This is a genomic window from Paraburkholderia terricola (genome assembly GCF_900142195.1).
Classification (GTDB): domain Bacteria; phylum Pseudomonadota; class Gammaproteobacteria; order Burkholderiales; family Burkholderiaceae; genus Paraburkholderia; species Paraburkholderia terricola.
Genome location: NZ_FRAB01000009.1, coordinates 94,075 through 111,484 on the forward strand (window position 1 = coordinate 94,075; position 17,410 = coordinate 111,484).

Genomic DNA, 17,410 nt, shown 5'->3' on the forward strand with positions numbered 1-17,410 from the left:
CCCGTGCGCATCACGTCCATCGGATGCGCGGCGGCGGGAATCCATTCGAGCGCGGCCTTCACGTTCGCGGGCAGGCCGCGCAGCGCCTTGAGTTTCGTCTTGTAGGCGCCCAGTTCGGCCTGGGTCGGCAGTTTCTCGTGGACCAGCAGATACGCAATCTCCTCGAATTCGCACGCGCCGGCGAGGTCGAGAATGTCGTAGCCCCGGTAGTGCAGGTCGTTGCCGGTCTTGCCGACCGTGCACAGCGCCGTATTCCCCGCGGTCACGCCGGACAGCGCCACGGACTTTTTCGGTTTGAAGCCGCCTTGGGCTTCGTTCCCGCCTTGTGCGCCGGCGGTTTGCGTCGTATCGCTCATCTCCCGCTGTCTCCTTGGTGCCTCTGTGCCGCTTGCGGTCGTCTTGCAGCGCTGGTGACTGCTTTGCGCCGCGGCAGGTCATGCCATGATCCGGCCGAATGGCCCTGCATGTGAACGCCGTTGAACGCTGCGGCGCCGGCTGTCGCATTGATAATCGCCTTCATGAAGCGGTTTGCACGTTAGCGCCCACTTTCGCAAAGAGCGGCGCGGCGTCTTGCGGAACGGCGCGGCCAGTGGATTGCGCTCGGCGAAGCACGAACCAGTAGTAGCGGTAGCTGGCGCGGTCGTGCAGCGTGTCGTGATGGCGCGTCGGTCCCCAATGCGCGGACTGCGCGGCCAGCAGGATTTCGGTTGCGGTGGCGATCTCTTCGTCGCGCGGTGCGAACGCGGCTACGATCGCCTCGATCTGCGCCGGGTGGATGCTCCACATGCGCGTGTAACCGAACTCGCTGCGGGCGCGGGCGGCATCGTTGGCGACCACGCCCATGTCGCGCACTTCGGTGCTGACGTTGTGCGATGGCACTTTGCCGTACGCATGGCAGGCTGCCGAAATTTCCAGCTTCGCGCGCCGCACCAGCGGATGATCGAACTGGCCGGGCGAGCGCATCGCGGTATCGGGAATTGCGCCGTCGTGCGCGGAGACGAAGTCCATCAGGCCGAAGCTCAGTGCTTCCACACCTGGTAGCGCGGCCAGATCGAACACACGCATGAGCGCGCCGTGGGTTTCAACCAGTAATTGCACCGGCACCGGCTGGGCGATGCGGAATTCGCATCGCGTCGCCTCGATGAACGCGACCATCTCGGCGGCGTCGGGCAGGTTGCGGATCTTCGGCAGGGTGATGTAAGCAGGTGCTCGTCTCGCCGCACGCAGAATGAGGCGGACGTCGTCGCGCCAGTGCGCGTGATCGAAGTCGTGAATGCGCACGCCGACCCGGCCGAAGCGGTCATGCTCGCTGCCCAGCAGGGAAGCGACCAGCTCAGCGTGTTCCGCCTCCCGGCCGACCTGCGCGCCGTCTTCGCAATCAAGCGTGATGTCGAACACCGGGCCCAGTTGTTGCTGCAACGCGAGCGATTTCAGCATCAGCTTTTCGCTGCCGGCGTAGTGATCGCAGGCAGGCAGCACAGCGGGCGGCACTTCGCCGTCAAACAGCACTTCGGCGGGTGTGAGGGCGCGCATCTTCGGCGTCAGGGTTTGGGGTGGTCGTGTTTAGGGAATCTGATTCGGGCGCGCTCTGCTGACGCTCATTGCGCAGCGGCGCAAAACGCGCTCGGATCAGATGCGAATAGCTGCATTCGCACGTAAAAAACCGGAACTCACTCGCTGAGGCGATGCCCGGGAGCGCCCCCGGACATGGCGTTTCGCGCTGGGCCGCCCGAGGGGATCTCCATGCTCAAGAGGATCCCAGCAGAGCGAAAAAAATTTGGGCGGCCCAGCGTTTTCTCACGAGTTCCGGTTTGCCTGCATCAGGCGCTTAGCCGAGCAGATGCTGAACGCCTTCGCGCTCTTCCAGCAGTTCCTGCAGCGTGCCGTCCATCTTTTCGCGCGAGAACGCGTCGATTGCCAGGCCTTCGACGCGCTTGTACTCGCCGTTTTCGCACGTGACCGGCACACCGTAGATGATGTCTTCGGGAATGCCGTACGAGCCGTCCGACGGGATGCCCATCGTGACCCACTTGCCGTTCGTGCCGAGCACCCAGTCGCGGACGTGGTCGATTGCAGCGTTAGCCGCCGACGCCGCCGATGACAGGCCGCGCGCTTCGATGATTGCCGCGCCACGCTTGCCGACGGTCGGGATGAACGTGTTGCGGTTCCATTCGTCGTCGTTGATCAGCTTGGTCAGGTCTTGACCTTCCGCGGTGGCGAAACGGAAGTCCGGGTACATGGTCGGCGAGTGGTTGCCCCACACAGCCAGCTTTTCGATCGAAGCGACCGGCTTGCCCGACTTGGCCGCCAGTTGCGACAGCGCGCGGTTGTGGTCCAGACGCAGCATGGCGGTGAAGTTCTTCTTCGGCAGATCCGGCGCCGACTTCATGGCGATGTAGGCGTTCGTGTTGGCCGGGTTGCCGACCACCAGCACTTTCACGTCGCGGCTGGCGACTTCGTTCAGCGCCTTGCCTTGGACGGTGAAAATCTCGGCGTTGGCCGACAGCAGGTCCTTGCGTTCCATGCCTTTCGAACGCGGACGCGCGCCGACCAGCAGGGCCACGTCGGCGTCCTTGAATGCAACCTTCGGATCGTCGGTGATCACGACGCCCGACAGCAGCGGGAATGCGCAATCATCCAGTTCCATCACGACGCCTTTCACGGCGCCTTGCGCTTGCGGCAGATCGAGCAGTTGCAGGACAACCGGCTGGTCCTTGCCGAGCAGGTCGCCATTGGCGATGCGGAACAGCAAGGAGTAAGCGATTTGACCTGCGGCGCCGGTGACGGCAACGCGCTTTGCGGGCTTAGCCATTGAGAAATCTCCAGGACGATGCGTTAGACGCTAGGGAAAACGCCATTCTATATGCGCGTTCAGCGAAGCGTTGTGAAACACGGCGGAATTCACTACTCGCGGACAGCCCCGAAATGCCGAGGCCGTGCGGCGCACTGCGGCAAGACCGCCATGCCGGAAACCTTACTCACGAGCAGAGGTGGATAGGGGTAGCGCCGGGTAGCCGCTGCACGATGCGGGCTCCTGCAAACAGCGCGTTTCGGCACGCGTCTGGCCAAAGAATGGCGGCGAATCGAAACCGGGACTGCGTGGGAACAGCATGGTGCAGAGTGACTGCCGGTGCGCTACGGCGCGGCCTGAAAAGAGGCGCCGAAAAACCCGCAAACCCTTGCTCGGAAGGGAGTGTAGGAGTCGTCAGACACAAAGTCAACATTATCTTATGTCTTATATAAGACATATCTATTGAGGGGAAAACCCTAGACGTGGCCCAGCCCTTTATGATGAAATGCGCGCATGAATTCGAACCCGGCGAACACCACGAATCCGAATGGCTCCAGCGCCACGGGAGAAGGTGTATCCACTGCCGTGCCCGCCGCTGCGTCGCCCACCTTCAGCCCGTTGTATCAGCAGATCAAGGGCTTGATTACGCAGAGCCTCGAAAGTGGCGAATGGAAACCCGGCGAGATCATTCCTAGTGAAGTCGAATTGGCGGCCAGATACAAGGTCAGCCAGGGAACGGTGCGCAAAGCGATCGACGAACTCGCCGCCGACAACCTGCTGGTGCGCCGCCAGGGCAAGGGCACGTTTGTCGCAACGCACAACGAAGACCGCGCCCAGTTTCGCTTCCTTAGATTGCTGGCCGATGACGGCGCGGAACATCCGCACGTCAGCCGCCTGCTGGAATGCCGGCGCTTGCGAGCATCGGCGGATATCGCCCGGCAGCTCGATCTGAAACCCGCCGATCCCGTGGTGCTGATCAAGCGTTTGCTGCAGTTCGATGGCGAAGTCACCGTACTCGACGAAATCTGGCTGCCCGGCGCGGTATTTCGCGGACTCACACTCGAGCGGCTGTCGGAGTACAAGGGCCCGCTCTATGCGATGTTCGAAACGGAATTCGGCACACGCATGATCCGCGCAACGGAAAAAATCCGCGCGGTGGCGGCCGAGCCAACGGTTGCGGATCTCCTGCGCGTGCCTGCCGGCTTCCCGCTGCTGTCGGTCGAACGAGTGTCGTACACGTATGGGGATCGGCCGGTGGAAGTGCGAAGAGGTTGGTATGTCACAACCGGGTATTACTATCAGAACGACCTGAGCTGAGTCGGGCTGAACGAGGCGCGGCGTCCCACACGCACGCCTGTTTGAAGGCACCTTTATCGCGCACGCTGTAACGGACCTGTCGTGGTTTTCGCTGCAGCGCGATATAAAAAGGCGCTAAAATCGCGGATTAGTGTGACTACATAGTAGGGGTCTAGCATGGCTGAAGCCGTAAAAAAACCGAGGCCGGAGTTCCGGAACATCGGTATCGGGCAGATATTGACGGCATACCGTCTCCCGCTGGCGGGGCGAGTTTCGATCTTGCATCGCTTAAGCGGTGGTCTGCTTTTTGTTTTTCTTCCGTTCCTGCTGTACCTCTTCGATCAAAGCCTGACTTCCGAACTGAGTTTCGAGGTCTTCAAAGGTTTCCTCTCCAACGTCATCGTCAAGCTCATCACGCTCGTTCTTGCGTGGGCCTTCCTGTTTCACTTCTGCGCGGGCGTCCGTCACCTCGTGATGGACACGCACCGCGCGGTCACGAAGGAAGGCGGCAAGCAAACCTCCATCGTCGTTCTCGTCGTGTCGTCGCTTCTTACGATTGCATTCGCGGCAAAACTGTTCGGAGTTTTTTAAAAAATGGCAGCTAATAACCGAATCGGTCCGAAGCGTCTCGTCGTCGGCGCACATTACGGTCTGCGCGACTGGCTTGCCCAGCGCATTACCGCCTGCGTGATGGCGATCTACACGGTGATCCTGCTCGCATGGTTCTTCGGTGCGCGCGACTTCTCGTACGAAGGCTGGGCCTCGATTTTCGCCACGCAATGGATGAAGCTCGCCACGTTTGTCACGCTGCTCTCGCTGTTCTATCACGCGTGGGTCGGTATCCGCGACATCTGGATGGACTATGTGAAGCCCGTTGGCACGCGCCTGTTCCTTCAGGCGCTGACGATCGTCTGGCTGCTCGCATGTGCGGGCTACGCTGCGCAGATTCTCTGGAGAGTGTAAAAGAATGGCTGCAATCAAGAATTCTCTGCCGCGTCGCAAGTTTGACGTGGTTATCGTCGGCGCGGGCGGCTCGGGAATGCGTGCTTCGCTGCAACTGGCGCGCGCCGGTCTGTCGGTCTGCGTGCTGTCCAAGGTGTTCCCCACGCGCTCACACACGGTTGCTGCTCAAGGCGGCATCGGCGCCTCGCTCGGCAACATGAGCGAAGACAACTGGCACTATCATTTCTACGACACGATCAAGGGTTCCGACTGGCTCGGCGACCAGGACGCGATCGAGTTCATGTGCCGCGAAGCACCGAACGCAGTCTACGAACTCGAACACTTCGGCATGCCGTTCGACCGTAACGCCGACGGCACGATTTACCAACGCCCGTTCGGCGGCCACACCGCGAACTACGGCGAAAAGCCGGTGCAACGCGCTTGCGCGGCTGCTGACCGTACCGGTCACGCGCTGCTGCACACGCTGTATCAGCAGAACGTGGCGGCCAAGACGCAGTTCTTCGTCGAATGGATGGCGCTGGACCTGATCCGCGACGCCGAGGGCGACGTGCTCGGCGTGACCGCGCTGGAAATGGAAACCGGCGACGTCTACATTCTCGAAGGCAAGACCACGCTGTTCGCCACGGGCGGCGCGGGCCGGATCTTCGCGGCATCCACGAATGCGTTCATCAACACCGGTGACGGCCTGGGCATGGCCGCGCGTTCGGGCATCGCGCTGCAAGACATGGAATTCTGGCAATTCCACCCCACCGGCGTGGCCGGCGCGGGCGTGCTGATTACCGAAGGCGTGCGCGGCGAAGGCGGCATTCTGCGCAACTCGAACGGCGAGCGTTTCATGGAGCGCTACGCGCCCACGCTGAAGGATCTGGCGCCGCGCGATTTCGTCTCGCGTTCGATGGACCAGGAAATCAAGGAAGGCCGCGGCGTCGGTCCGAACAAGGACCACGTGCTGCTCGACCTGTCGCACATCGGCGCGGAGACGATCATGAAGCGTCTGCCGTCGATCCGCGAAATCGCGCTGAAGTTCGCGAACGTCGACTGCATCAAAGAGCCGATTCCGGTCGTGCCGACCATTCACTATCAGATGGGCGGCATTCCGACGAATATTCACGGCCAGGTCGTGGGCACGTCGAAGGGGCACGAAGAGCCGGTGAACGGTTTCTACGCAGTGGGCGAATGCTCGTGCGTGTCGGTGCACGGCGCGAACCGTCTCGGCACGAACTCGCTGCTCGACCTCGTGGTGTTCGGGCGCGCCGCCGGTAACCACATCGTCAAGCACGTCAAGGAAATCAAGGAGCACAAGCCGCTGCCGGCCGACGCCGCCGATTTCGCGCTGTCGCGCCTCGACAAGCTCGAGAAGTCGTCGTCGGGCGAGTACACGCAAAACGTCGCGAACGACATTCGCGCGACCATGCAGAAGCACGCCGGCGTGTTCCGTACTTCGGCATTGCTGTCCGAGGGCGTTGAACGCATCCGCGAAGTGGCTGAGCGGGTCGACAGCATCCACCTGAAAGACAAGTCGAAGGTGTTCAACACGGCACGTGTCGAAGCGCTGGAAGTGGCGAACCTGATCGAAGTGGCGCGCGCCACGATGGTCTCCGCCGAAGCGCGCAAGGAAAGCCGCGGCGCCCACGCGCAAAACGACTTCGAACATCGCGACGACGAAAACTGGCTGCGCCATACGCTGTGGTTCAGTGAAGGCGATCGCCTCGACTACAAGCCGGTTCACATGCAACCGCTGACGGTCGAATCGGTTCCGCCGAAAGCGCGGACCTTCTAAGGCACAAGTCAAAGGAATTCAGAAATGGCTAAGCGTACATTTGAAATCTACCGCTACGATCCGGACAAGGACGCAGCGCCGCGCATGCAGTCGTACGACATCGAAATCGACTCGCACGAACGCATGCTGCTAGACGCGCTCGTCAAGCTCAAGGCTATGGACGAAACGCTGTCGTTCCGCCGCTCGTGCCGTGAAGGCGTGTGCGGTTCGGACGCAATGAACATCAACGGCAAGAACGGCCTGGCGTGCCTCACGAACCTGAACGACCTGCCGCAAAAAATCGTGCTGCGTCCGCTGCCGGGCTTGCCGGTCGTGCGCGACCTGATCTGCGACTTCACGCAGTTCTTCAACCAGTATCACTCGATCAAGCCGTACCTGATCAACGATACGCCGCCGCCGGAAAAGGAACGTCTGCAGTCGCCCGAAGAGCGCGACGAACTCGACGGTCTGTACGAATGTATCCTGTGCGCTAGCTGCTCGACCTCGTGTCCGAGCTTCTGGTGGAACCCGGATAAGTTCGTCGGTCCGGCCGGCCTGTTGCAAGCCTATCGTTTCATCGCGGACAGCCGCGACGAAGCGACGGGTGAACGCCTCGACAACCTGGAAGATCCGTACCGTCTGTTCCGTTGCCATACCATCATGAATTGCGTCGACGTTTGCCCGAAGGGCCTTAACCCGACCAAGGCGATTGGCAAGATCAAGGAATTGATGGTTCGCCGCGCTGTCTGAGATGGACGAATCATCACATCAGTCCGACCCTCTTCGCCGCGCGCGCCTTCGCTGGCGCGCACGGCGGGGCTTGCTGGAAAACGATCTGATCTTTGAGCGTTTCTTCAGCCGATATGAGCATGACCTCAGCGACGCCGACGTAGGCGCACTCACCCGCCTGCTAGAGCTGAGCGATAACGACCTGATGGACTTGCTGCTCGTGCGCAAGGAACCTGAGGGCGACCTTGCCGACCCGGATGTGATCCGGGTGCTGGAGCTGCTGCGCAACGCCTAACCGGCTTGAGCGCCGCTTGTCCGTTGTTCCAGGCGTGCAATTATCGAAACCCTGTTTCCATACTTCGATTGAGGATGTGCTATGACCCCGTCAGATGTTAAAGCCACGCTATCGTTCAGCGACAATTCGCCGAGCGTTGAAATGCCGATCTACAAGGGCACTCTCGGCCCGGACGTGATCGACATCCGGAAACTGTACGGCCAGACCGGCAAATTTACGTACGATCCGGGCTTCATGTCGACGGCGGCCTGCAACTCGGCGATCACGTACATCGACGGCGACAAGGGTGAACTGCTGTACCGCGGCTACCCGATCGACAACCTCGCGGAAAACGCCGACTTCCTCGAAACCTGCTACCTGCTGCTGAAGGGCGAACTGCCGAACGAACAGCAAAAAGCGGAGTTCGTGAAGACCGTTACGAATCACACGATGGTGCATGAGCAAATGCACTTCTTCTTCCGCGGTTTCCGTCGCGACGCACACCCGATGGCGATTCTGGTCGCGGCAGTCGGCGCACTGTCGGCGTTCTACCACGACTCGCTCGACATCAACAATCCGCGTCACCGTGACGTGTCGGCCATTCGCATGATCGCGAAGCTGCCCACGCTGGTCGCGATGGCGTACAAGTACAGCATCGGCCAGCCGTTTGCGTATCCGAGGAACAACCTCTCGTACAGCGCGAACTTCATGCACATGATGTTCTCGAACCCGTGCGAAGACTACAAGGTCAACGACGTGCTGGTGCGCGCGCTCGACCGTATCCTGATTCTTCACGCAGACCACGAGCAGAACGCATCCACCTCGACCGTGCGTCTCGCCGGTTCGTCGGGCGCCAATCCGTTCGCGTGTATCGCGGCCGGTATCGCTTGTCTGTGGGGCCCGGCGCACGGCGGCGCGAACGAAGCCGCGCTGAACATGCTGGAAGAAATCGGCTCGGTCGACAACATTCCTGAGTTCATCAAGCAGGTGAAGGACAAGAACTCGGGCGTGAAGCTGATGGGCTTCGGCCACCGCGTCTACAAGAACTACGATCCGCGCGCGAAGCTGATGCGCGAAACCTGCCACGAAGTGCTGAACGAACTCGGCCTGCACGACGACCCGCTGTTCAAGCTGGCCATGGCGCTGGAAAAAATCGCGCTGGAAGACGAATACTTCGTGTCGCGCAAGCTGTACCCGAACGTCGACTTCTACTCGGGCATCGTGCAGCGCGCACTGGGTATTCCGACGTCGATGTTCACGTGTATCTTCGCGATGGCGCGTACCGTTGGCTGGATTGCACAGTGGAATGAAATGATCGCGGATCCGGAACAGAAGATTGGCCGTCCGCGTCAGCTGTTCATTGGCGATACGCAGCGTGAGGCGAAGCCGATTGCGCAGCGTTAAGCGGTCGCGTCACCGCCCGGCACGCACGCTGTGAAGCCTGCGAGCCGCGCGGCGGCAAGTGGTAAGAAAAACGCCTCAACGGATCTTCCTTTGAGGCGTTTTGCTTCTGTCCTGAGCGGTGACTGACGTGGATCAACATTGCAGTGAACGACGCATCAAGCGGCCGAATGTGATTTACGTCGCGAACCGTTAGCTTTCGTACGCTCCAGTGACGGCGAGCGCATCCCGAGCGCTTGCGGTTCCGCTGAGATTTGCGGCGCATGCCCATAGGTTTCGAAGAAGCGCCGGTACGCACTCGGCGTCGTGCCTCGCGCCGAAAGAAACTGTCGATTGAAATTCGCCAGGTTCGGAAACCCGGCCTTGGTGGCGATTAGCGCGATGGGCCAGCTTGTGTCGGTCAATTGCCGCGTTGCGTAACCGATGCGCAGCCGGTTCAGATAACGTCCCACGCTTTCGCCGACGTGCCGCACGAAGTAACGGTGCAGCGAGCGCTCTGAGAGATTGGCTACCTCGCATAATTCGGCGATACGCAACCGTTCGTGGAAGCGTCGATCGAGCAGATCCAGTACGCGATTCAGCCGTTCCGCTTCTGATGAGCTGCCGCCGGAAGAGGCCGTGGGCACCAGATCAGCCTGTTGAGCGATTCGCGCCGGTTGCGCGCCGCTGCCCCGTTGTTGTCGTCCGTTCCGCCCATGCGCAGCCGGTGACGCCAACGGCTCCGACTTTGCCTCGGTGAGACAGGCGAGCACATCCAACGCGGCACCCAGCCGCACACGCGGCGACTCATTCAGCAACGCACCCAACTGCGCGCGCATGAGCGCCGCGGCTTCGGGCGCAAACCGCAATCCTGGCGCGCCGCGTCTCAGCAGCGTACGCAACGACGCAAACTCCGGACAACAATCCGCCACCCGTCGCGCCCAGTCGCCGCTGAACCATATGACAACCGCCACTTGCGGCTCGCGCGCATCGATAGGCTCCGTCGACGCCCACGTGTGCGGCATATCCGGCGGCACGAGCACGAGATCGTCGCCGCTGTAATCAGCGCTGTGATCGCCGACGAAGCGACGGCCGCGACTATTCATCGTCAGCGTGAGTTCGTACTCGGGATGGTGATGCCATTCGAACGGGATCTGCGCGAGCTGCCGGTGGTAGACGCGAATCGAACAGCCGTCCGGGATGGTGACGCGTTCGTACTGAGGTTTCACGGGACGCAACCTGGCCGCGCGTGGGGTAAGCGGCGAATGTCCAAATTGTATCGATAATTGGCCGGATGAGATGCATGCTGGGTGCCAAAGATGCCTAATCTGGACGCACCCCATCCCGACAAAACCGATGCAAGGAGACAGGCCATGCCGCTCGTGATCGACAATCTTCCCGACGCGATCCGCGCTACGAAGCGCGCGCTGCAAACGGCGTTACCGAACCACAGGCAGGTGTTCGACGAAGTCGATAGCGCGATCAGGCAGCAAGTCGACGCCATCCGTCGCGAGCGCGACCAAGGGCGTGACGCGATTCCCGTTTTCGACTATTCGGCGATCGTTTCCGGCGACGTCGACCAGGCCGCCATCGTCCGCATCAAAACGCGGGGCGCATGCGTCGTGCGACGCGTGTTCGATCCGCGGCAGGCAAGCGACTGGAACGACGAAATCGCCGACTACGTGCAGCGCAACAAGCTCGACGACAAGCTCGCGCACCGCGCCGAAGACAAATACTTCGGCAACCTGTCGTCGAGCAAGCCGCAGATCTATGGCGTCTACTGGTCCAAGCCCCAGACGATGGCGCGCCAATCGCAGCAACTCACCAACACGCGCGTGTTCCTGAACCGCCTCTGGACGTCGGAGAGCGAAGGCAGGCAGCACTTCGATCCCGAGCGCATACCGGTCTACGCCGACCGGATTCGTCGCCGGCCGCCCGGATCGGAATCGCTGGGTTTGTCGCCGCACGTGGATGGCGGCTCCGTCGAGCGCTGGCTCGATCCGAATTTCCGCAAGGTGTATCGGCACGTGCTGTCGGGCAACTGGCGCGCGTACGATCCGTTCGATGCCGCATTCCGTCCCGACGTGCAGGAGATTCCCTCGCCGGCGGTCTGCTCGATGTTCCGCACGTTCCAGGGCTGGACCGCGCTGACGCCGCAAGGGCCCGGCGACGGCACGCTGCAATTGATCCCGGTTGCCAACGCGATGGCCTACGTGATCCTGCGCGCGCTGCAAGACGATGTTCCCGACGACGAGCTCTGCGGCGCCCAGCCGGCCCGCGCGCTGTCGATCCAACCGGCGTGGCACAGCCTGCTGCTCGAAGCGGTCACGCCGATTCCGCACATGCAGGCCGGAGACGCCGTGTTCTGGCATAGCGACGTCGTGCATTCCGTGGAAGACGCGCACCGCGGCAACGGCTACAGCAACGTGATGTACATCTCGTCCGCGCCCTGGTGCGCGAAAAACGAGGCGTATCTCGAGCGCCAGTTGCCGAGCTTCCTGCGCGGCGAGAGCCCGCCGGATTTTCCGGCCGATCACTTCGAAACCGACTTCATCGCACGCGCGGAAGAAAGCGACCTGACTCCGCTGGGACGCTCGCAACTCGGCTTCGATCTCGTGCGCTAAGCGTTCGCATGCACGGGGTGGCGCGTGGGGCGCCCCCCCGCACCCTTGCCGGGTAACGCCAATACAGGTATCGACACTACCACCCAACTCCCTGTTTTTTATCGGTTTTTTCGATGGCGTGGGGCACAATGCGAGCCGCTGCATGGCATAATCGACCGACACGGTCAGTCCGCAGTCACTACTACCCCGCATACCATGGCACAGACTCTCTACGACAAATTGTGGAACACACACGTGGTCCACACGGAAGAAGACGGTACGACGATTCTTTATATCGACCGTCACCTGCTGCACGAAGTGACCAGCCCACAGGCGTTCGAGGGCCTGAAGCTGGCTGAGCGTCCGGTGTGGCGCATCAGCGCGAATCTGGCGGTGTCGGATCACAACGTCCCCACCACGGATCGCAGTCACGGCATCGCCGATCCGGTTTCCCGGCTGCAAGTCGACACGCTCGATTCAAACTGCGACGCCTACGGCATCACGCAGTTCAAGATGAACGACCTGCGCCAAGGCATCGTGCACATCATCGGGCCGGAGCAGGGCGCTACCTTGCCGGGCATGACGATCGTCTGCGGCGACTCGCACACGTCCACGCACGGCGCGTTCGGCGCGCTCGCGCATGGCATCGGCACCTCGGAAGTCGAGCATGTGCTCGCCACGCAAACGCTCTTGCAGAAGAAGAGCAAGAACATGCTGGTCAAGGTGGAAGGCACGTTGCCGCGCGGCTGTACCGCGAAAGACATCGTGCTCGCGATCATCGGCAAGATCGGCACGGCGGGCGGCACCGGCTACGCGATCGAATTCGGCGGTTCGACGATTCGCGCGTTGTCCATGGAAGGCCGCATGACGGTCTGCAACATGGCGATCGAGGCGGGCGCGCGCGCTGGCATGGTCGCAGTGGACGACACCACCATCGAATATTTGAAAGGCCGCCCGTTCTCGCCGGAAGGCGTCGAGTGGGATCACGCGGTCGAGTACTGGAAGCAGTTCAAGTCGGACGACGGCGCGCAGTTCGATCGCGTGGTCGAGCTGAACGCTGCCGAAATCGTGCCGCAAGTCACGTGGGGCACGTCGCCGGAAATGGTCACGGCAGTAGACGGCCGCGTGCCGGACCCGGAACGCGAGAAGGACCCGGTCAAGCGCGACGCCATGGAGCGCGCGCTGAAATACATGGCGCTCGAGCCGAATGCGCCGATCGAGTCGATCAAGCCGGATAAAATCTTCATTGGGTCGTGCACCAACGCGCGCATTGAAGACATTCGCGCCGCGGCTTACGTCGTCAAGAAGCTCGGTCGCCGCGTTGCGCCGAACATCCGCCTCGCCATGGTCGTGCCGGGTTCGGGTCTGGTGAAGGCGCAAGCGGAGCGGGAAGGGCTGGACAAGGTCTTTACCGACGCCGGTTTCGAATGGCGCGAGCCGGGTTGCTCGATGTGTCTCGCGATGAACGCCGACCGGTTGGATCCGGGCGAGCGTTGCGCGTCCACGTCGAATCGTAATTTCGAAGGTCGTCAGGGCGCCGGTGGCCGTACCCACCTCGTGAGCCCCGCAATGGCCGCAGCCGCGGCCATTGAAGGGCATTTCGTCGATATTCGCAAGCTTGGATAAAACGCATCATGAAGAACATGAATCGCATCACTCTACTGCGCCGCTTCGCGCTCGGTACGCTGGCTGGGTTGCTGCTCGGTCTGACGGGCTGCAACACGGTGCACGGATTCGGCGAGGACATGTCGCACCTCGGCAATTCGATCAGCAACCACGCTGACAAATAAGCGGTTTTTGATTTTTGCCGGCGATGCACCGAGCGGTTCGACAGCCGCCACGCGCATCGCCCGGTCTTGAAACAGGCGCAAGCGTCATGGATAAATTCATCGTACACACCGGCGTCGTGGCGCCGCTCGATCGTGAGAACGTCGACACGGACGCGATCATTCCGAAGCAATTCCTGAAGTCGATCAAGCGCACCGGTTTCGGGCCGAACGCGTTCGACGAATGGCGCTACCTCGACCACGGCGAGCCGGGTCAGGACAATTCGAAGCGCCCGCTGAATCCGGATTTCGTGCTGAATCAGCCGCGTTATCAAGGCGCGTCCGTGTTGCTGGCGCGCAAGAATTTCGGCTGCGGCAGCTCGCGTGAACACGCGCCGTGGGCGCTGCAGCAATACGGTTTCCGCGCGATCATCGCGCCGAGCTTCGCCGATATCTTCTACAACAACTGCTTCAAGAACGGCCTGTTGCCGATCGTGTTGACCGAACAGCAAGTCGATCACCTGTTCAACGAAACGTATGCGTTCAACGGCTTCAAGCTGACCATCGATCTGGAAGCGCAAGTGGTGCGCACCTCGGACGGCGGCGCGGAGTATCCGTTCGAAGTCGCGGGCTTTCGCAAGTACTGCCTGTTGAACGGTTTCGACGATATCGGCCTGACGCTGCGTCACGCGGACAAGATTCGCCAGTTCGAAGCGGAGTGTATTGCGAAGCAGCCTTGGCTGGCTCATCGCATTGTCGGTTAAAGCGCCGCTCGCGGATTGGCGCTTGAACGTCCCAAGAAAATCATCAAGGAATTCGCATGAAGATCGCAGTGTTGCCGGGTGACGGCATCGGCCCCGAAATCGTCAAGGAGGCCGTCAAGGTCCTGAACGTACTCGGCGAAAAGTTCGAACTCGAAGAAGCGCCGGTCGGCGGCGCGGGCTACGAAGCGAAGGGCCACCCGCTGCCCGATTCAACGCTGGCGCTGGCGAAGGAAGCCGACGCGATTCTGTTCGGCGCCGTCGGCGACTGGAAGTACGACAAGCTCGAACGCGCGCTGCGCCCCGAACAGGCGATTCTCGGTCTGCGCAAGCATCTGCAACTGTTCGCGAACTTCCGCCCGGCGATCTGCTATCCGCAACTCACCGGCGCTTCGTCGTTGAAGGAAGAGATCGTTTCGGGTCTGGACATCCTGATCGTGCGTGAACTGAACGGCGACATCTACTTCGGCGCGCCGCGCGGCGTGCGTGAAGCGCCGGATGGTCTCTTTGCCGGCTCGAAGGAAGGCTTCGACACGATGCGCTATTCGGAGCCCGAAGTGCGCCGCATCGCGCACGTCGCGTTTCAGGCGGCGCAAAAGCGCGGCAGGAAGCTGACCTCGGTGGACAAGGCCAACGTGCTCGAAACGTCGCAATTCTGGAAAGACGTGATGATCGACGTGTCGAAGGAATACGCCGACGTCGAGTTGTCGCATATGTATGTCGACAATGCCGCGATGCAGTTGGTGAAGGCGCCCAAGTCGTTCGACGTGATCGTCACCGGCAACATGTTCGGCGACATTCTTTCGGACGAAGCGGCGATGCTCACGGGCTCGATCGGCATGCTGCCGTCGGCGTCGCTGGACAAGAACAACAAGGGCTTGTACGAACCGTCGCACGGTTCGGCGCCCGACATCGCCGGCAAGGGCGTGGCCAATCCGCTGGCGACGATCCTCTCGGCCGCCATGATGCTGCGCTATTCGCTGAACAAGGCGGAGCAGGCGGACCGCATCGAAACCGCGGTGAAAAAGGTGCTCGAACAGGGGTATCGCACCGGCGATATTCTCACGCCGGGTTGCAAGCAGGTCGGCACAGTGGCAATGGGCGATGCGGTGGTTGCCGCGCTGTAAACAATGTCGCCGGTCTGAAGCAATAGTCGGATTGTCAAACGGGCTGTAAAGCAACCTTTAAAGCGTGAATCCGCCTCGAAATGGGTGGATTCGCGCGCAATACGGGCGAGAGCGGCGACTGGCGTCGCCAAATTTCGGTTTTCGTGTATATTGTAGCGATGGCGCGGATCTCTCAAATCTCCTCGATTTCGACCATTCACGGTCAAACCCACGGCAAAACGGCCCGTGTGGTTGAGTTCGCCATTACTACCAAAACGATTACCCCGAAAACGATCACGAAACGCTGATCGTCCGTCGTGCCCGCTCATCTTCCCCGCGCGGTCACTGCGGGCAAAGATGCGGGGAAGTTTCCACTCGAAGGGTATGAAGTCATGAACGTAGGTCTCGTAGGTTGGCGCGGCATGGTCGGCAGCGTCCTGATGCAGCGTATGCAGCAGGAAGGCGATTTCGACTTGATCGAACCGGTGTTTTTCAGCACCAGCAATGCGGGCGGCAACGCGCCGTCGTTCGCCAAAAACGAGACCAAGCTCAAAGATGCGACAAGCATCGAAGACCTGAAGAAGTGTGAAGCGATCATCTCCTGTCAGGGCGGCGATTACACGAACGAAGTGTTCCCCAAGCTGCGTGCGGCGGGCTGGAATGGCTACTGGATCGACGCGGCTTCGTCGCTGCGCATGAAGGATGACGCGGTCATCATTCTCGATCCGGTCAATCTCGGCGTAATCAAAAACGCACTGGTCAAGGGCCAGAAGAATTTCATCGGCGGCAACTGCACGGTCAGCCTGATGCTGATGGCGCTGGGCGGCCTGTTCCGCGAAAACCTCGTCGACTGGATGACGGCCATGACGTATCAGGCCGCTTCGGGCGCGGGCGCGCAGAACATGCGCGAACTGCTGCAGCAAATGGGCACGCTCTACGGTGCGGCCAAGGAAGATCTGGCGGATCCGTCGTCGGCGATTCTCGACATCGACCGTCGCGTGCTGAGCGCGATGAACAGCGACCGCATGCCGACCGACAACTTCGGCGTGCCGCTCGCCGGTTCGCTGATTCCGTGGATCGACAAGGATCTCGGCAACGGCATGTCGAAGGAAGAGTGGAAGGGCGGCGCGGAAACCAACAAGATTCTCGGCAAGCCGGCCATGGGCACGCCGGGCTCGATCCCCGTAGACGGCCTGTGCGTGCGGATCGGCGCGATGCGCTGCCACTCGCAGGCGCTCACCATCAAGCTGAACAAGGATGTGCCGCTGGACGAAGTGAACAGCATCCTCGCCTCGGGCAACGACTGGGTCAAGGTCGTGCCGAACGAACGTGAAGCATCCATGCGCGATCTGTCGCCCGCAGTGGTGACGGGCACGCTGACCGTGCCGGTCGGCCGCGTGCGCAAACTGGCGATGGGCGGCGAATACCTGTCGGCCTTCACGGTCGGTGACCAGTTGCTGTGGGGCGCAGCCGAACCATTGCGTCGTATGCTTCGCATTGTGCTCGACAAGTAAAGTAAACTACGCGCTCACGACGCGTAGAAAACTCAAGAAGCGTCGCGCTTGCGCGGCGCTTTTTCATTGTGTGCTCCGATTATCTTGTCTCCTTCCAACCGCAAAAAAGGGCTGCGCGCTGAAGCGCCAGGAGTCCCGATGAATCTTCGACTCTCTTCCCTTCGGGCTATGTTCATTCATCGAGTTACAGGCCGATTGACGGATCGATTGGCGGCTGCCGTCGTTTTGGCGCTTGCGCTGACTGGCGGTGGCGTCAGCGGCGCAATCGCGGCGCCCGCCGAGGCGGCGAGCGCGCCGGATGCCGCTTCAGTTTCCTATGCGGCCGGCGGTCAATATACGGTGAAGCCCGGACAGTCGTTGAACGACGTCGCGATCGCCGTCACCCAGTCCCGCGACCGCGCGACGCTCGCACGCGCGACGCGCGCGTTGTTCGACGCGAATCCGGGCGCTTTCATGGGTCATGACCCG

Annotated in this window: 18 protein-coding genes; 13 read left to right on the forward strand and 5 right to left on the reverse strand. The window is 61.4% G+C overall.

The genetic code is table 11. The features are described from left to right. The 3 genes from BUE39_RS10360 to BUE39_RS10370 form a co-directional block, all read right to left on the reverse strand. Positions 1-356, reverse strand: a 356-nt coding sequence (locus BUE39_RS10360; protein ID WP_327083064.1) for a citrate/2-methylcitrate synthase, incomplete at its 3' end; no start/stop codon positions are given. A 160-nt stretch (positions 357-516) separates the two neighbouring features. Continuing rightward, positions 517-1,533 carry an HpcH/HpaI aldolase/citrate lyase family protein gene (locus BUE39_RS10365; protein ID WP_073428565.1) on the reverse strand — a complete coding sequence of 339 codons (1,017 nt, stop codon included), beginning with the start codon at positions 1,531-1,533 and terminating at the stop codon, positions 517-519. Between the two features lie 295 nt (positions 1,534-1,828). Beyond that, positions 1,829-2,812: a malate dehydrogenase gene (locus BUE39_RS10370; RefSeq protein WP_073428566.1), complete on the reverse strand. Its 984-nt coding sequence runs from the start codon at positions 2,810-2,812 to the stop codon at positions 1,829-1,831. Positions 2,813-3,304: 492 nt separating this feature from the next. On the opposite strand from BUE39_RS10370, the gene BUE39_RS10375 reads away from it, so the two are divergent. The 7 genes from BUE39_RS10375 (at position 3,305) to gltA (ending at position 9,216) form a co-directional block, all read left to right on the forward strand. Next, the gene (locus tag BUE39_RS10375; protein ID WP_073428567.1) at positions 3,305-4,108 is read left to right on the forward strand and encodes a GntR family transcriptional regulator; all 804 of its coding nucleotides are present in this window, start codon (positions 3,305-3,307) and stop codon (positions 4,106-4,108) included. 156 nt (positions 4,109-4,264) lie between these two features. Beyond that, positions 4,265-4,678 (forward strand): succinate dehydrogenase, cytochrome b556 subunit, encoded by a 414-nt coding sequence (gene sdhC, locus BUE39_RS10380; protein WP_073428568.1) that lies wholly within the window; start codon positions 4,265-4,267, stop codon positions 4,676-4,678. A gap of 3 nt (positions 4,679-4,681) precedes the next feature. Beyond that, positions 4,682-5,050: a succinate dehydrogenase, hydrophobic membrane anchor protein gene (gene sdhD / locus BUE39_RS10385; protein WP_073428569.1), complete on the forward strand. Its 369-nt coding sequence runs from the start codon at positions 4,682-4,684 to the stop codon at positions 5,048-5,050. A gap of 4 nt (positions 5,051-5,054) precedes the next feature. Beyond that, a complete protein-coding gene (gene sdhA / locus BUE39_RS10390; RefSeq protein ID WP_073428570.1) occupies positions 5,055-6,830 on the forward strand; it encodes a succinate dehydrogenase flavoprotein subunit in 1,776 nt (591 codons plus the stop codon). Positions 6,831-6,854: 24 nt separating this feature from the next. Beyond that, a complete protein-coding gene (locus BUE39_RS10395) occupies positions 6,855-7,559 on the forward strand; it encodes a succinate dehydrogenase iron-sulfur subunit (protein WP_073428571.1) in 705 nt (234 codons plus the stop codon). A gap of 1 nt (position 7,560) precedes the next feature. Further along, on the forward strand, positions 7,561-7,833 hold the full coding sequence (locus tag BUE39_RS10400) for an FAD assembly factor SdhE (protein ID WP_073428572.1): 273 nt from the start codon (positions 7,561-7,563) through the stop codon (positions 7,831-7,833). A gap of 81 nt (positions 7,834-7,914) precedes the next feature. Beyond that, a complete protein-coding gene (gene gltA / locus BUE39_RS10405; RefSeq protein ID WP_073428573.1) occupies positions 7,915-9,216 on the forward strand; it encodes a citrate synthase in 1,302 nt (433 codons plus the stop codon). A 155-nt stretch (positions 9,217-9,371) separates the two neighbouring features. On the opposite strand, the gene BUE39_RS10410 is transcribed toward gltA, so the two are convergent. After that, a complete protein-coding gene (locus tag BUE39_RS10410) occupies positions 9,372-10,421 on the reverse strand; it encodes a helix-turn-helix domain-containing protein (RefSeq protein WP_073428655.1) in 1,050 nt (349 codons plus the stop codon). A gap of 144 nt (positions 10,422-10,565) precedes the next feature. On the opposite strand from BUE39_RS10410, the gene BUE39_RS10415 reads away from it, so the two are divergent. The 6 genes from BUE39_RS10415 to asd all read left to right on the forward strand — a co-directional run bounded on the left by BUE39_RS10415 (position 10,566) and on the right by asd (position 16,942). After that, on the forward strand, positions 10,566-11,816 hold the full coding sequence (locus tag BUE39_RS10415; RefSeq protein WP_073428574.1) for a DUF1479 domain-containing protein: 1,251 nt from the start codon (positions 10,566-10,568) through the stop codon (positions 11,814-11,816). A gap of 195 nt (positions 11,817-12,011) precedes the next feature. Continuing rightward, a complete protein-coding gene (gene leuC / locus BUE39_RS10420) occupies positions 12,012-13,421 on the forward strand; it encodes a 3-isopropylmalate dehydratase large subunit (RefSeq protein WP_073428575.1) in 1,410 nt (469 codons plus the stop codon). A gap of 5 nt (positions 13,422-13,426) precedes the next feature. Beyond that, entirely contained in the window at positions 13,427-13,585 is a 159-nt protein-coding gene (locus BUE39_RS10425) for an entericidin A/B family lipoprotein (RefSeq protein ID WP_073428576.1), read from the forward strand. A gap of 86 nt (positions 13,586-13,671) precedes the next feature. After that, entirely contained in the window at positions 13,672-14,325 is a 654-nt protein-coding gene (leuD, locus tag BUE39_RS10430; protein ID WP_073428577.1) for a 3-isopropylmalate dehydratase small subunit, read from the forward strand. A 56-nt stretch (positions 14,326-14,381) separates the two neighbouring features. Next, positions 14,382-15,449, forward strand: coding sequence for a 3-isopropylmalate dehydrogenase (leuB, locus tag BUE39_RS10435; protein ID WP_073428578.1), 1,068 nt, complete (start codon positions 14,382-14,384; stop codon positions 15,447-15,449). 371 nt (positions 15,450-15,820) lie between these two features. Next, positions 15,821-16,942 (forward strand): aspartate-semialdehyde dehydrogenase, encoded by a 1,122-nt coding sequence (gene asd, locus BUE39_RS10445; RefSeq protein ID WP_073428580.1) that lies wholly within the window; start codon positions 15,821-15,823, stop codon positions 16,940-16,942. Positions 16,943-17,271: 329 nt separating this feature from the next. Here the strand turns inward: asd and BUE39_RS35890 are convergent, their stop codons facing one another. Then, positions 17,272-17,397, reverse strand: a complete 126-nt coding sequence (locus BUE39_RS35890) for a hypothetical protein (RefSeq protein ID WP_268801992.1) — start codon at positions 17,395-17,397, stop codon at positions 17,272-17,274. Positions 17,398-17,410 lie beyond the last annotated feature (13 nt).

Coding starts and splice junctions, on each gene's coding strand:
- BUE39_RS10365 (WP_073428565.1), bottom strand. CDS start 1,533: ATGCGCGCCCTCACACCCGCCGAAGTGCTGTTTGACGGCGAAGTGCCG.
- BUE39_RS10370 (WP_073428566.1), bottom strand. CDS start 2,812: ATGGCTAAGCCCGCAAAGCGCGTTGCCGTCACCGGCGCCGCAGGTCAA.
- BUE39_RS10375 (WP_073428567.1), top strand. CDS start 3,305: ATGAATTCGAACCCGGCGAACACCACGAATCCGAATGGCTCCAGCGCC.
- sdhC (WP_073428568.1), top strand. CDS start 4,265: ATGGCTGAAGCCGTAAAAAAACCGAGGCCGGAGTTCCGGAACATCGGT.
- sdhD (WP_073428569.1), top strand. CDS start 4,682: ATGGCAGCTAATAACCGAATCGGTCCGAAGCGTCTCGTCGTCGGCGCA.
- sdhA (WP_073428570.1), top strand. CDS start 5,055: ATGGCTGCAATCAAGAATTCTCTGCCGCGTCGCAAGTTTGACGTGGTT.
- BUE39_RS10395 (WP_073428571.1), top strand. CDS start 6,855: ATGGCTAAGCGTACATTTGAAATCTACCGCTACGATCCGGACAAGGAC.
- BUE39_RS10400 (WP_073428572.1), top strand. CDS start 7,561: ATGGACGAATCATCACATCAGTCCGACCCTCTTCGCCGCGCGCGCCTT.
- gltA (WP_073428573.1), top strand. CDS start 7,915: ATGACCCCGTCAGATGTTAAAGCCACGCTATCGTTCAGCGACAATTCG.
- BUE39_RS10415 (WP_073428574.1), top strand. CDS start 10,566: ATGCCGCTCGTGATCGACAATCTTCCCGACGCGATCCGCGCTACGAAG.
- leuC (WP_073428575.1), top strand. CDS start 12,012: ATGGCACAGACTCTCTACGACAAATTGTGGAACACACACGTGGTCCAC.
- leuD (WP_073428577.1), top strand. CDS start 13,672: ATGGATAAATTCATCGTACACACCGGCGTCGTGGCGCCGCTCGATCGT.
- leuB (WP_073428578.1), top strand. CDS start 14,382: ATGAAGATCGCAGTGTTGCCGGGTGACGGCATCGGCCCCGAAATCGTC.
- asd (WP_073428580.1), top strand. CDS start 15,821: ATGAACGTAGGTCTCGTAGGTTGGCGCGGCATGGTCGGCAGCGTCCTG.
- BUE39_RS35890 (WP_268801992.1), bottom strand. CDS start 17,397: ATGAAAGCGCCCGGATTCGCGTCGAACAACGCGCGCGTCGCGCGTGCG.